The organism is Streptomyces spinosus (assembly GCF_020400655.1).
In the GTDB taxonomy this organism is placed as follows: domain Bacteria; phylum Actinomycetota; class Actinomycetes; order Streptomycetales; family Streptomycetaceae; genus Streptomyces; species Streptomyces argyrophylli.
Window position 1 is genome coordinate 131,435 of the sequence record NZ_JAINRC010000010.1, and the last position, 13,660, is coordinate 145,094.

The 13,660-nt window shown below is 73.4% G+C and carries 13 protein-coding genes; 3 read left to right on the forward strand and 10 right to left on the reverse strand.

The window, feature by feature from the left end:
- Window positions 1–3: 3 nt before the first annotated feature.
- Genes LG395_RS19990 through LG395_RS20025 form a run of 8 tightly spaced genes read right to left on the reverse strand, consistent with a single transcriptional unit; the run spans window position 4 to window position 8,235 of the window.
- Complete coding sequence (locus tag LG395_RS19990; RefSeq protein ID WP_225810714.1) at window positions 4–1,293, reverse strand: methylaspartate mutase; 1,290 nt, start codon at window positions 1,291–1,293, stop codon at window positions 4–6.
- Window positions 1,290–1,742 carry a cobalamin B12-binding domain-containing protein gene (locus LG395_RS19995; protein ID WP_171159171.1) on the reverse strand — a complete coding sequence of 151 codons (453 nt, stop codon included), beginning with the start codon at window positions 1,740–1,742 and terminating at the stop codon, window positions 1,290–1,292. The genes LG395_RS19990 and LG395_RS19995 overlap by 4 nt, the downstream gene beginning before the upstream one ends.
- Window positions 1,742–2,980 carry a type III PLP-dependent enzyme domain-containing protein gene (locus LG395_RS20000; protein ID WP_171159170.1) on the reverse strand — a complete coding sequence of 413 codons (1,239 nt, stop codon included), beginning with the start codon at window positions 2,978–2,980 and terminating at the stop codon, window positions 1,742–1,744. Before LG395_RS20000 ends, LG395_RS19995 begins: the two co-directional genes overlap by 1 nt.
- Window positions 2,977–4,503: an AMP-binding protein gene (locus LG395_RS20005; RefSeq protein WP_225810715.1), complete on the reverse strand. Its 1,527-nt coding sequence runs from the start codon at window positions 4,501–4,503 to the stop codon at window positions 2,977–2,979. The genes LG395_RS20000 and LG395_RS20005 overlap by 4 nt, the downstream gene beginning before the upstream one ends.
- Window positions 4,500–6,062, reverse strand: coding sequence for an amino acid adenylation domain-containing protein (locus LG395_RS20010; protein ID WP_225810812.1), 1,563 nt, complete (start codon window positions 6,060–6,062; stop codon window positions 4,500–4,502). The genes LG395_RS20005 and LG395_RS20010 overlap by 4 nt, the downstream gene beginning before the upstream one ends.
- A 25-nt stretch (window positions 6,063–6,087) precedes the next feature.
- Complete coding sequence (locus LG395_RS20015; protein WP_171159168.1) at window positions 6,088–6,339, reverse strand: phosphopantetheine-binding protein; 252 nt, start codon at window positions 6,337–6,339, stop codon at window positions 6,088–6,090.
- A 26-nt stretch (window positions 6,340–6,365) separates the two neighbouring features.
- Entirely contained in the window at window positions 6,366–7,301 is a 936-nt protein-coding gene (locus LG395_RS20020; protein WP_171159167.1) for an ACP S-malonyltransferase, read from the reverse strand.
- A 37-nt stretch (window positions 7,302–7,338) separates the two neighbouring features.
- The gene (locus LG395_RS20025) at window positions 7,339–8,235 is read right to left on the reverse strand and encodes a proline iminopeptidase-family hydrolase (RefSeq protein WP_225810716.1); all 897 of its coding nucleotides are present in this window, start codon (window positions 8,233–8,235) and stop codon (window positions 7,339–7,341) included.
- Between the two features lie 904 nt (window positions 8,236–9,139).
- Here LG395_RS20025 and LG395_RS20030 point away from each other — a divergent pair.
- From LG395_RS20030 to LG395_RS20040, 3 genes are read left to right on the forward strand one after another with little or no spacing between them, the layout of a single operon-like run.
- On the forward strand, window positions 9,140–10,372 hold the full coding sequence (locus tag LG395_RS20030) for a cytochrome P450 (RefSeq protein ID WP_171160303.1): 1,233 nt from the start codon (window positions 9,140–9,142) through the stop codon (window positions 10,370–10,372).
- Window positions 10,373–10,430: 58 nt separating this feature from the next.
- Entirely contained in the window at window positions 10,431–11,666 is a 1,236-nt protein-coding gene (locus LG395_RS20035) for a cytochrome P450 (protein ID WP_171159165.1), read from the forward strand.
- Window positions 11,667–11,692: 26 nt separating this feature from the next.
- Window positions 11,693–11,884, forward strand: a complete 192-nt coding sequence (locus LG395_RS20040) for a ferredoxin (RefSeq protein ID WP_171159164.1) — start codon at window positions 11,693–11,695, stop codon at window positions 11,882–11,884.
- 82 nt (window positions 11,885–11,966) lie between these two features.
- Here the strand turns inward: LG395_RS20040 and LG395_RS20045 are convergent, their stop codons facing one another.
- Both LG395_RS20045 and LG395_RS20050 read right to left on the reverse strand, forming a co-directional pair.
- Window positions 11,967–12,830: an SDR family oxidoreductase gene (locus LG395_RS20045; protein ID WP_171159163.1), complete on the reverse strand. Its 864-nt coding sequence runs from the start codon at window positions 12,828–12,830 to the stop codon at window positions 11,967–11,969.
- Window positions 12,827–13,582 (reverse strand): thioesterase II family protein, encoded by a 756-nt coding sequence (locus tag LG395_RS20050; RefSeq protein ID WP_225810717.1) that lies wholly within the window; start codon window positions 13,580–13,582, stop codon window positions 12,827–12,829. Before LG395_RS20050 ends, LG395_RS20045 begins: the two co-directional genes overlap by 4 nt.
- Window positions 13,583–13,660: the final 78 nt, after the last annotated feature.

The window sequence follows — 13,660 nt, forward strand, 5'->3', positions numbered from 1 at the left end:
CCCTTAAGCACCCCTAGGGGCCGGCAACTCGACCGGCCATCTGTCCCCGGGGTGGTGCCGGTCGAACGAACGGCGCACATAGGACAGCGAGTCGAGCAGGTCCGCGGAGGTGATGGCCCGGGCCGGGCGGACGTCGGCGACACCGTTCAGCGGCATCCTGCCGATGTCGGCCCAGCACAGCCGGCCGTCCGCGGCGATGTAACTCCGGCTGAATCCGGCATTGTCCGGATGCAGACAGTAGGGAACGTCGAGATATCCCCTGGCGAACGCCGTGAGCAGCGCGGCGCCGAGGTCGTCGTCCAGCTCCAGCACGGCGTTCACCAGCGCCGACGCCTCGGCGTAGGTCTGGGTGGCGGTGCCGTCGAGCGGGGCGCGGGACGTGTGCGCGGCGACGGCCGCGGCGTATTCGAGGGCGGCGACGTTCTCCGCGACCGACGGAATGCGGCGGGATTCCGCGACGGTTTTCACGATGAGCCGTTCGGAGCCGCTGGCGACGGCGAGTTCGGCCGCTTTCCCGAGCAGTCGGTAGGCGCCTTGCTCGGTTTCCGGGAACAGCCCCATGTAGGCGTAGACGACGACGTGCCATTCGGTGTCCGGCAGCAGTCGCGCGCACAGGCTGCGCAATGCGGCCACGGCTTCGGCGTCCTGGCCCGGGTCGGTCTGCTGGGCGTAACTCACGGAAATGCTGCGGATGCCGTGCCGGCGGAAGAACAGGGCCTCCAGCACGCTGACCGCGACGAGCAGGGATGGCGGGCAGAGCTGGCCGAGGACGCAGCCGCCGAAGGTCTCCAGGTGCGGTTCGCCGCCCGACTCCCGCTGGGCGGCGAGCAGTTCGCAGGAGACGGCCCAGTGGGCGACGGACTCGCGCAGCGGGACCCTGCCGTAGGGCAGGCAGTAGGAGACCGGTCCGCCCTCGGAGGCGTCGAGTCCTACGGCCGTCAGCGCCCGGAAGATGTCCTGCGGCGCGGCCGAACCGTGCCGGACCTGGACCGGGAAGTCGGGTCCGTGGATTCCTTCGAGGACCTTCAGGGTCGTGGTCGTCTCGTGGCTCACGATCGGGTAGCCGTTGAGGGCGACGCCCTCCAGGACGGCCAGCTCGGCCGACTCCAGGTCGCCGACCCGGGTGTAGCTGTCCAGGGTGATCGTGCCGACGGTGGTCGCCGCGGCGCTCCGGGTGGCGAGCAGCCCGGCCCGCATCCGTGCCGGGCTGCTCATCCCCATCCGGGGCTGGACCACCAGGTGGCCGGCGTCGTGAGCCCGGCGCACGAACGCGCCGAACCCGACGCCGGTCACACCAGGGCCCGCTGCGGCAGCGTGTCCAGCATCCGCCGGAAGGCGGCGACGCCCTCGGCGCTGTCGTCGAAGACCGCGTCGTAGCCGGCGGCGCGCAGCGCGGCCACCTCGTCGTCGCCGCAGGGGCCGGCGATGCCGAGCTTGCCGCCGATGACGGCGGGCACACCGGCCAGCTCCGGGTGTTCGCGCAGCCGGGTGACGGTGCGCATGCCGTCGTGGTAGCCGTGGCCGTTGACGCTGCTGACCACGATGAGGGCCGGGCGGTGGGCGAGGGCCTCGGAGATGAGCAGGTCCTCGGGGACGCAGGGGCCGAGGTTGACCACGCGGTGCCCGTGCTCCTCCAGCAGGAGCTGGAGGTAGACGAGGTTCCAGGTGTGGGAGTCGGAGATGCCGCCGGCCACGAGCACGGGCTGGTCGCCGGGGGCGGGGGCGGTCGGGAAGGGGCTCATCACAGGGCCTGTCCGTGGTCGTAGGTGCGGGTGTGCTGGATGCGGGAGACGGAGACGAGGGTGTCGCCGCGGACGACGATCTCGGCGGGGGCGGGCCGGCCGAGGAACATCAGCAGGCTGGCCGTGGGGCCGTAGGCGCCGGCGTTGGGCACGGTGAGCAGGTCGCCCGGTGCGAGCTCGGGCAGCGGGACGTTCCGGCCGAGCAGGTCGCCCGGGGTGCACAGGGGCCCGGCGAGGCTCGCCGGGGTGCCGTCCGCGCCGACGGACTCGTGCGGTTCGACGGACACGGGCAGGATGCGGCCGAGTCCGGACATGCCGCCGAAGGTGTTGATGCCGGCGTCGAGGACGAGGTAGCGGGTGTCGCGGCTGTCCTTGACGTTGACGACGGAGGTCAGCAGGGTGCCGCTGTCGGCGACCAGGTAGCGGCCGGACTCGCAGGCGATGCGCGGGGCGCCGTCGCGCCAGCCGGGGAAGTGCTCGTCCAGCGCCTCGGCCAGGGCGTCGCGGAGCCCGCCGTAGACGGGCCGCTCGCCCTGCACCGCGTAGGGCGCGGCGAACCCGCCGCCGATGTCGAGGAAGCGGAAGGTCACGCCGAGGGCGTCCTGGAGGGCGGCGGCGGTGGCGATGGTGTGGCGGAACTCGGCGACGAGGCTGGCCTCGTCCTTGGCGTTGCTCAGCGGGAAGAAGTGCAGTCCGGCGATGCGGGTGCCGGGTACCTCGCGCAGTGCGGCGGCGAGGCCGGGCAGGGTCTCGCTGTCGAAGCCGAACTGCGAGGGGACGCCGGTCATGCGGATGCTGGTGGCGGCGGCGCCGGTGGCGTTGTTGACCCGGATCAGGCAGTCGGCGGTGAGGCCGAGTGCGAGCGCGCTCTCGCCGACGCGGCACAGGTCGCCGTAGGACTCGGTGGAGAACAGGCGGACGCCGCGCGTCAGCGCCTCGGTCAGTTCCCCGCTGGTCTTGCCGGGGCCGGTGTAGAGGATCCGGTCGCCGGGGAAGCCGGCCCTCAGGGCCGCGTCGAGTTCGCCGACGGAGCTGATCTCGGCGCGGCAGCCGCGGGTGCCGCCGGAGCGCAGCTCGCGCAGCAGTTCGGGGTGCGGGTTGGCCTTGGCGGCGTAGAACACCTCGACCTCGTCGGGCAGCGCGGCGAACAGGTCGTCGCGGGCCGCCGCCACCCGGTCCAGGTCGTACACGTAGGACGGGGTGCCGAAGCGTTCGGCCAGCTCGGTGGGGCCGGTCACGGGGTGGTTCCTTCCAGGAGGCGGGCGAGCTGCTTGCGGTCGTGCTTGCCGTGCGGGGTCAGCGGCAGCTCGGCCACGACGCGGCTCACGCCGGGCACCTTGGCGGGCTCCAGCCGCAGGGACAGCTCCTTCAGCAGGGTGTGCGGGTCGATGTCGCCCTCGGCGAACACCGCGAGGTCGCGGCCCGGGGCGGGCGGCAGGACGGCGGCGGCGCGGACGCCGGGGACGTCGGTGGCCGCGCTCTCGATCTCGGTGGTGCTCATGCGCACGCCCTTGTGCTTGAACATGTCGTCGCGGCGGCCCTCGTAGTACAGGAAGCCGTCCTCGTCCACATGGCCGAAGTCGCCGGTGTGCAGCCGCAGTCCGCCGCCGGGCGCGGGACGGAAGGCGTGTGCGGTCTGTTCGGGCGCGCGCCAGTAGCCGGGCATGACGTGCGGGCCCTCGACCACGATCTCGCCGGTCTGCCAGGGCGGCAGCGCGTTGCCCTCGTCGTCCACGACGAAGGCGCGGGTGCCGGGCAGCGGGCGGCCGACCGAGTCCGGTTTGGCGTCCTGGTGGGCGGGCGGCAGCACGGAGACGCGCTTGCACTCGGTCTGCCCGAACTGGATGATCACCTCGGCGCCCGGGAACGCGGTGCGCAGTCCGTCGGCGGTGGACTTCGGCAGCGCGGCACCGGTGTTGGTGAACATGCGCACCCGGGACTCCCGGCCGGGTTCGCGTTCGGCGAGGGCGCAGATCATGGTGGCCAGGGACGGCACGATGGGGACGATGGTGGCGCCTGTCTCGCGGATGCGGCGCAGCAGCACCAGGTCGGACTCGCCGTCGGCGAGCACGATCTCGCAGCGGCCGGCCGCGGTGAGCAGCACCTTGTACAGGCCGTAGTCCCAGGAGATGGGGAAGCGGCAGAACACCACGTCGTCGGGGCGGTAGCCGAGCTCCAGGTTGATGGCCTCGGTGGCGAAGACCATCCGGCCGTGCGGGCAGATGACCGCCTTCGGGGCGGCGGTGGAGCCGGAGGTGTAGACGAGGACGGCGATGTCCTCGGGGCCGACGTCCGCTCCGCCGGAGCGGGCGCCCCGCACCCGCAGGGCGGTGATCTCCCGCCACGCCTCGCCGAGGCCGAGGACCGGGACGCCGCCGGCGAGGGCGGTGATCCGGTCGACGGCGGGGTCGGTGACGACGACCAGCGCGGGGTCGGCGTTCTCGGCGACCGACCGCAGGTGGTAGTCCTTCATGCCGGTGTTGACGGGGACCAGGACGGCGCCCCGGCGCGCGGTGCCGTACAGCAGCGCGACCAGTTCGCGGGTGCTGGGCAGCTGGACGAGGACCCGGTCGCCGTGGCCGATGCCGCGCTCCTCCAGCCAGGCGTCGACGGCGTGGCTGTGGGCGGCGAGTTCCCGGTAGGTCCAGCGGCCCGTGCCGTCGGTGACCGCCGGGGCGTCGGGGCGCTCGGCGGTGGCCTCGTCGAGCAGGTCGTGGACCCGGGCGTCGGTACGGGCCTGGGCTGTGGGTTGACCGTTCACTGCGACTCCTGCCGCCTTTCGTGTGTGCGTCCCGCCCCGGCGGCCTGCCGCATGGCCGTGGCCTGGGAGGCGAGCTTCCTGCGGTCGGTCTTGCGGTTGGAGTTGAGCGGGAGCGCGTCCAGGTGGTGGAAGGCGCGCGGGACGACCCCGGCGGGCAGCAGCTCCCGCAGGTGCCGGGCGAGCCGGGCCGGTGGCACGGGCTCCCCGGTGTGGAAGACGGCCAGCTCCACCGTGCCGTCCACGGGCACCGCCACGCTCACGGCGTCCTCGACGCCCGGGCAGGTGCGCACGGCGGCGTCCACCTCGGCGAGTTCCACCCGCACCCCGTGCACCTGGACCTGGGCGTCCTGGCGGCCCAGGTACAGCCAGCCGCCGTCACCGGCGCGCCGGACGCGGTCGCCGGTGCGGTAGAAGCGGTGGCCGTCGTGTTGCAGGAACCGTCCGGTGTCGTCGGCGGGGTCGAGGTAGCCGGGGGTCAGCTGGGGTCCGGCGACGCACAGTTCGCCCTCGTCCCCGGCGGTGGGCGCGCCGGAGGGGTCCAGCAGCAGCGTCGCGTGGCCGGGGTGGACGGCGCCGATGGGCACCATGTCGTTCAGGTACCGGCCCGGTGTCCAGCGGTGCGCGGTGACGGTGATGGTGAGCTCGGTGGGGCCGTACAGGTTCTCCAGGGTGGCGCCCGGTGCGGCGGCGGCCCAGTCCCCGGCGTCCTTGCAGCTGAGCGCCTCCCCCGCGAAGAAGCTCCACCGCAGCGACGGCAGCGCGCCCGGCCCGAGTCCGCCGGTGCGGCGCACGAGGGTGATCGCGCTGGGCGTGGAGAACCACACGGTCATCCGCTGCTCGGCCACGAACTCCGGCAGGCGCGCGTACGCCCGTGCCGGTACCGGTACGACGGCGGCGCCGGCGCCCCAGGCGCAGAACAGGTCGAACATGGCGCAGTCGAAGTTGAGGTCGAAGGTCTGCGAGAAGACGTCGTGCGGCCCGAAGTCGTAGCGCTCGTCGAGCAGGCGGAAGTAGTGCGCGGTGTTGGCGTGGGTGACCGGGACGCCCTTCGGACGGCCGGTGGAGCCGGAGGTGAACAGCACGTAGGCGATGTCGGAGGGCCGGGCCGGCAGGGGCGCCTTCAGGGCGCTGTCCGGGTCGACGGCGAGCGCCGGCATGGGGTGCCCGCCGGGCGCGAACAGGGTCGGCAGGGTGACACCGGCCTCGTGCAGCGCGGTGAGGGCCGGCAGGGCGTCGTCGTCGGCGAGCAGCGCGCCGACCCCGGCGGCCTCGATCATCTGCCGGGTGCGGGCGGCGGGGAAGGCCGGCTGGAGCGGTACGACGGTGACGCCGCTGTACAGGCCGGCCAGCAGGGCCGCGTAGGCCGTGGGTCCCTTGCCGGCGAGCACTCCCACGGCCGGCTGCCGTCCGGGGAGCCCGGCCAGCAGCGAGCCGGCCAGCAGCAGGGCGCGTTCGTGCAGTTCGCGGTAGGTGAGCTCGACGCCGTCGGCGCGCAGCGCGGGCCGGTCCGGGGCGAGGGCCAGGCCGCGCGCGAACCGGCCGGACAGCGTGCCGTCCATGGTGGGGTGCACGGTGGCCGTCCCGTCAGCTCGCGGTGCTCTGGAGCATGCCGCGCAGGGTGTCCCACAGCACGCCGGCGGTGCGGAAGGTGTCCATGGTCAGCGCGCTGTCGCGGAAGCGGACCTGGTAGTCCTCCTCCAGCGTGCCGAGGAGCTGGACGGTGCCGAGCGAGTCCAGGCCGAGGTCCTTCAGGTCGGACTCCGGGGTCAGCTCCTCCTGCGGCGGAAGGAACGGCAGGAAGGGGCGGAGTATCTGTTCGAACCGGTCGTCCCACATGGGTGCCTCCAACGTGTCGGGGGGGGTCAGGCGGCGCGCGAGCGGCGCCGGGGGGTCATCGCCAGCCGCGGCTGCGCGGCGACGACGTCGAACTGGCGGATCGTGCTCGGAACCCGGCCGAAGAGGCTGTCGGGCCCGGCGACGCACAGGCGGCGGACGCCCGCGTCCTTGAGGGCGGTGGTGACGCTCGGCCAGTTCATCGCGTGGTCGAAGCCGTCGAGCAGCATGGTGCGCAGTTCCTCGCCGGTGTGCAGCACCCGGCCGTCCTGGTCGGCGACGACGGGCAGCTCGGGGTCGGCGAAGGTGTAGCGGGACACCACCTCGCGCGCGGCCTTGTCGCGCAGTGAGCGGAAGGCCGAGGCGTGCATGGGGGGCCGCATGGTGTACAGCGGGAGGCTGCCGATGGCGCGCAGCCGCTCCTGCATCCACTCCACGCGGTGCTCGGACAGGGAGAGCATGTAGAAGCCGTCGTCGACGTGGCAGGAGATCTCGTGCCACTCCCCCGCCGCGTCGAGGTCGGCGAGGATCGCGTCGAGTCCGTCGCGCGGGGCGCGCACGAAGGACAGGGTGACCTTGTCCTGGTGCTCCTCGGCGAAGTACTCCTCCAGGCAGCGGGCGATCTCGGCGGTCAGCCGGATCGCGTCGGGCAGCTCCAGGGCGCCGGACCAGGCGAGGGCGGCCTTCTCGCCGAAGCTGGGCCCGGCGACGATGCCGGGTTCCACGCCGAGGTGGTCCCGGGCCCAGTGGGCGCAGGCCAGGCAGTTGACGAGGAAGGCGACCTGGGCGGCCTCGGAGTAGTCGCCCGGGGAGGTCCGGAAGGCGTCCACGAGCGAGTAGCCGAGCGCCTCGTCGGCGACGGCGACCAGGTCCCGGGCGAAGGGGTTGGCCACCATGAACCTGCCGACCTCGGCGAACGGGACGGGGCCCATGCCGGGGAAGACGAGCGCGGTGTCGTGTGCCATGGCGGGTTCTCCGCCCCCTTTCACGGAGTCGTGGATGTCAGAGGCTCTTGAGGAAGTCGGTCATCACCGCGAGGAACCGCTCCGGTTCCTCCAGGTGCGGGAGGTGGCTGGACTCCTCGAAGATCTCCCAGCGCGCTCCGGGGATACCGTCGTGGTACGGCTGGACGACGGCCGGCGTGGCCTCGTCGTGGCGACCGCTGATCAGCAGGGTCGGCGTGCGGACGCGGTGCAGGTCCTCGACGATCGACCAGTCCTTGAGCGAACCGATGACGTGGAACTCGTTGGGTCCGTTCATGGCGTAGTAGACGGTCGGGTCGTTGTAGATCTCCATGAAGGAGGACAGGAAGTCCCGGGGCCAGGGCGTCACACGGCACACGTGGCGGTCGTAGAAGACGCGCATCGCGGCCAGGTACTCCTCGCTGTCGTAGGTGCCGGCGGCCTCGTGCCGCAGCAGCGCCTCCTGCACGTCCGGCGGCAGCTGGGCGCGCAGGCGGGCCATCTCCTGGAGCCAGACGGGGTACGAGGCGGGCGCGTTGGCGATGACCAGTCCGCGCAGACCGGCCGGGGCGGTCATGGCGTGCCGGGCGCACAGGGGGCCGCCCCAGGACTGGCCGAACAGCACGTAGTCGTCGCCGATCCCCAACTGCGCGATCAGGTTGGCCAGTTCTTCCTCGAACAGCTCGACGGTCCAGAACTCGGCGCCCCTGTCGGGCAGATGGGTGGACCCGCCGTTGCCGAGCTGGTCGTAGTGGACGACGGGCCAGCCGTCCTCGGCGAGCCGGGCCAGCGGCAGCAGGTAGTCGTGGGTGCTGCCGGGGCCGCCGTGCACGGCGACGACCGCCGGGCGTCCCGCGCCGAGTTCACCGGTCACCCGGTACCAGGTCCGGTACTCCCGGAAGGGGACGGTGCCCTTCGCGCTGGGATCCGGGGACACGCTGATCACCTCTGCTCGGCTGCGGGACGTCGGCGGCGGCCGGGGACGGGTGCCGGCCGGGACCGGGAGAGCCGGGGCGGCGGGGTCCGTACCCTGTCCGCTCCGCCGTGCCTCTGCCCGTGTTCCGCAGCCGACGCTAACCGCCGCCGCGCCGCCGCCGGACCCCTAGCCGCCCCTAGGCGGGGGCCGTCCGGGAGGGCGGCGTCTAGGGGGTCGGCGGGCGGCGGGGCCGCGGCCCGGCCGCGAGCCGCGGCGTGCTCGCGGCTCCGCGCGGCCGGACGAGCGGCGAGGTGAGCGCGGGGACGTGCGCCCCGGCCGGGACGCCGCCCGTCGGGGGGCCCACCCTGCCCACGGCCGGTACCCCACCGGCGGCAGGCTCACGCACACGGGCCGCATGTGCCCCCGCCGCAGCGGCAACCCCACCCACACGGAAGGCGTCCACCTCGCCCGCGGCGCCCACGCGAAGGGGGGCCCCCGCCCACGGCAGCAACTCGCCCGCACGGAGCACACCCGCCTTCCCCACGCCGGCGACCACGCCACGCCGAGGGCGTCCGCCTCGCCCACGCCACGCCGAGGGCGTCCGCCTCGCCCACGGCGGCGCGCCCACCCCCACCGAGCACGTCCGCCTCCCCCGCGACCGGCACACCGCCCAGCGGCATGGCCGCCGCCCTCGCGGGGTGCCCCTGCGGTTCCCGGTCTCCCGCAGCCGCGGCCTCCCCCGGCCCCGGGCGCCGTCGCGCGCACCGGCGTGCCGCGGGCAGCGGTGCCTAGGGGCGCCTAGGGGTTGGGGCCCCGGTCGTGGCTGCTTAGCGTGCGAGGGGCGGCTGACAGCGCCGCACCGGCGCCGGGCCCGGACCCGCTCCGATACCGGCGTGTCCCGCTCCCTCCGTGCGATGAGGACATGATGACTGCACCTGCCGAACCGGCCGACGGGGCCGCGCTGCCGGAGTTCCCGATGCGGCGGGCCTGCCCCTTCAGCCCGCCGGCCGCCTACGCCGGGCTGCGCGAGACCGAGCCGGTCTCCCGGGCGCGGCTGAAGGTGAACGGCAAGCCCGCCTGGCTCGTCACCCGCCACGACCTGTACAAGAAGATCCTGGGCGACTCCCGGGTCAGCGCCAATCTGAAGCTGCCCGGATATCCCCTCCAGGTGCCGGTCCCGGAGGAGACGCTCCAGTCGGTGCCGCTGACCTTCCTCTCCATGGACCCGCCGGACCACACCGTGCAACGCCGCATGCTGGCCCCGGAGTTCAGCGTCCGCAGGATGCGCGAGCTGCGCGGCCGGGTGCAGCAGATCGTGGACCAGCAGATCGACCAGATGCTCGCCAAGGGCGCGGACGGTCCGGTCGACCTGGTCACGGCGCTGGCGCTGCCGGTGCCGTCCCTCGTCATCTGCGAACTGCTCGGCGTGCCCTACGAGGACCACGGCCGGTTCGAGGAGTGGGCGTGGGCCATCATGAACCACGACATCAGCGACGAGGACCGGGGCCTGGCGCACTACGAGCTGGACCGGTACGTGGACGGGCTGGTGACCGCCAAGGAGAACGAGCCCGGCGACGACATGATCAGCCGGCTGATCGAGTTCAACCGGCAGACGCCGGCGGTGGAGCACTCCGACATCGTCAGCATGTCCAAGCTGATGCTGGTCACCGGGCACGAGACCACCGCCAACATGATCGCCCTGGGGATGCTGGCGCTGCTGGAGCACCCCGACCAGCTCGCGGCCCTGCGCGAGGAGCCCGAGCTGATGCCGAAGGCGGTGGAGGAGCTGCTGCGCTTCTTCTCCATCTCCGACGCGGGCACCGCCCGGGTCGCCCTGGAGGACATCGAACTCGGCGGGGTGACCATCCGGGCCGGCGAGGGCATCCTGCCGCTGAACAACGCGGCCAACCACGACGAGCGCGTGTTCCCCGACCCCGACCGCCTCGACGTGCGGCGCGAGGCCCGCAGCCACCTGGCGTTCGGCTACGGCGTCCACCAGTGCATCGGGCAGAACCTGGCGCGCATGGAGCTGGACGTCGTGTACTCGACGCTGCTGCGGCGCGTGCCGACGCTGCGCCTGGCCGCCCCGGTGGAGGAACTGCGGTTCAAGGACGACGCGATCGTCTACGGCCTGTACGAGCTGCCCGTCACCTGGTGACGCCGCGACCCCGCCCCCGTACCCCGCTTCCGTCACCGACACGTTCCGAAAGGCAGCCATGACCCAGTCCGCCGACGCCCTGCCCGAGCAGGACGCACCGCTCCCACGGTTCCCGATGCGGCGCACCTGTCCGTTCAGCGAGCCGCGCGAGTACGCCGGGATGCGCGCGAACGAGCCCGTCTCGCGTGCCGCGTTGAAGGTGAACGGCAAGCCGGCCTGGCTGGTCACCCGGCACGAGGACGTCCGGCAGGTGCTGGGCGACAGCCGGGTGAGCTCCAACCTGAAACTGCCGGGTTACCCGCACCAGTTCCACATCCCCGAGGAGATGCTGGCGCAGGTCCGGCTGATGATGCTCAACATGGACCCGCCGGAGCACACCGCCCAACGGCGCATGCTGATCCCCGAGTTCACGGCGCGGCGGGTGAAGGAGCTGCGCCCGCGCATCCAGCAGATCGTGGACGAGCACGTCGACGCGATGCTGGCGAAGGGCGGGCCGGTGGACCTGGTCACCGCGCTCGCGCTGCCGGTGCCGTCCCTGGTCATCTGCGAACTGCTCGGTGTGCCCTACGAGGACCACGCGCAGTTCGAGGAGTGGTCGGCGGCGATGATGAACCACGACCTGAGCCCGGCGGAGTACGGGGCGGCGGTGCAGGCCCTGGACACGTACCTCGACAAGCTCGTCACCCTCAAGGAGAACGAGCCGGGCGACGACCTGATCAGCCGGTTCCTGGAGAAGAACCGCACCGAGCAGGTCGCCGACCACGTCGACGTCGTCACGATGGCCCGGCTGATGCTGGTCGGCGGACACGAGACGACGGCGAACATGATCGCCCTGGGGGTGCTGGCCCTGCTCCAGCACCCCGAGCAGATGGCGGCGCTGCGGGACGACCCCGCGCTCCTGCCGAACGCCATCGAGGAGCTGCTGCGGGTGTTCTCCATCTCGGACTCCGGCACGGCACGGGTGGCGGTGGCGGACATCGAGGTCGGCGGCGTCACCATCCGCGCCGGCGAGGGCATCCTCGCCCTGAACAACGCCGCCAACCACGACGAGTCCGTCTTCCCCGACCCGGGCACCCTCGACATCCGCCGCAAGGAGGCCCGCAGCCACCTGGCCTTCGGTTACGGCATCCACCAGTGCATCGGCGCCAACCTCGCCCGGGTGGAGCTGGAGACGGTCTACGGCACGCTGCTGCGCCGCGTCCCGGGACTGCGGCTGGCGGCCGAGCCGGAGGAGCTGCGCTTCAAGGACGACGCCATGGTCTACGGCGTCTACGAACTCCCCGTCACCTGGTGACGGCCGACCCGAACGGAGTCCCCCTCATGCGTGTCACCGCCGACCGGGACCGGTGCGTGGGCTCGGGCCAGTGCGCGATGCTCAGCCCCGAGGTGTTCGACCAGGACGACGACGGCCTCGTGCTGGTGCTGCGGGAGGTGCCGGCCGCGGACCTGGCCGAGGAGGTCCACCAGGCCGCGGACCTGTGCCCGGCGCAGTCGATCCGCGTGGACGACTGAACGTCCGCCGGCCGCCGGTACGACGCGGGCCTCGGAGGTGACGGTCACCTCCGAGGCCCGCGTCGTACCGGCGGCCGCTCGTTCACGGGGTGGGCCGGGGCCCGGCAAGGGACTCGGCCCGGCCGAGGAAGCGGGGCAGCCACTCCTCGTAGGAGACGCCCGCCAGGAACCCCAGGGCCGCCTCCGCGTCCTTGCCGACCACCGTGTGCAGCGGCGTGGCGGGGTCGTCGGCGGCGGCGACGACGGCCTCGGCCGCCTCCGCGCAGTCGGCGGCGCCTTCGGCGACGCGGGTGAGGAACCGGGCCAGCCAGGCGTGGTCCGCGCGGTACGGGTCGTCCCCGGACGGCTCCGCGCCGGTGGCGCCGGCGACGGACCTGCCCTGGATCCGGGAGGCGAAGCTGCCGGGCTCCAGGCACACCACCCGGATGCCGAAGGGCCGGACCTCCGCGTACAGGGCCTCGCTGAGCGCTCCGAGGGCGGCCTTGCTCGCCGCGTAGAACCCGCCGTGCGGCACGGCGAACGTCCGCCCGGCGAGGGACGAGACGTTCACGATGACCCCGCTGCCCCGGGCCCGCATGCCGGGCAGCACGGCGCGGGACACGCGCAGCGGGCCCCAGAGGTTGGTCTCCATCAGCTCCCGCGCCCGGTCGAGCGGCATCGTCTCGACGGGGCCGGTCCGGTCGACGCCCGCGTTGTTGACCAGCACGTCGACGGGTCCGTGCCGGTCCTGCACCGCGGTGACGGCGGCGGTGACGGACGCGTCGTCGGTGACGTCCAGCCGGGGGACGTCGAGGGTGAGGTCCTCGGCGCGGGCGCGCCGCAGGAGTTCCTCGGCGCCGGCGGGGTTTCGGACGCAGGCGTGGACGCGGTCACCGCGCCGTGCGAACGCCAGCGCCGTCTCCAGGCCGATGCCGCTGCTGCACCCGGTGATCAGCACCGACGTCACGAGCGCACCGCCCACTTCGCCAGCAGCCCGAGGACGTCCTCGGCGTGCGCCGTCAGGTAGAAGTGCCCGCCCGCGAACACGTGGAACTCGGACGCCGTGTCCGTGTGGCGGGACCAGGCGCGGGCCTCGTCCACGGTGACCTTGGGGTCGTCGTCGCCGACCAGGCTGACGATGGGGCAGGCGAGGTTGGGGCCCGGTTCGTAGGTGTAGGTCTCGGCCGCTCGGTAGTCGGCGCGGATCGCGGGCAGGGCCATGCGGATCAGTTCCTCGTCGTCGAGGATCGACGCGTCCGTGCCGCTCAGCGCGCGCATCTCCTCGATGAGTCCGTCGTCGTCGCGCAGGTGGACCGTCTCGTGGCGCGGGCAGGAGGGGGCCCGCCGGGCGGAGGCGAACAGCGCGCGCGGGACGATGCCGTGGTCGCGTTCCAGCCGGCGGGCGACCTCGAAGCCGAGGGTGGCGCCCATGCTGTGGCCGAAGAGGACCAGGGGGCGGTCCGCCCAGGGCAGCAGGACGGCGGTGACCTGGTCGGCGAGTTCGCCGATGCTCGTGGCACACGGCTCGCCACGGCGGTCCTGGCGTCCCGGGTACTGCACGGCGAGCACGTCCACGGAGGCCGGCATCTTCGCCGAGACCGGGTGGTAGAAGGTCGCCGAGCCGCCCGCGTGGGGCAGGCACACCAGCCTGGCCGCCGCGTCCGGGCGGGGATGGTAGCGGCGGATCCAGAGGCTGTCCTGCTCGGTGAGCGTGGTCATGGGGGCGGGCGTTCCCTTCCTGGGCTGCGGCGCTCGGCGCGGGGCGGTGCCCCAGCAGTCTCACGCCCGGGGTGGGGG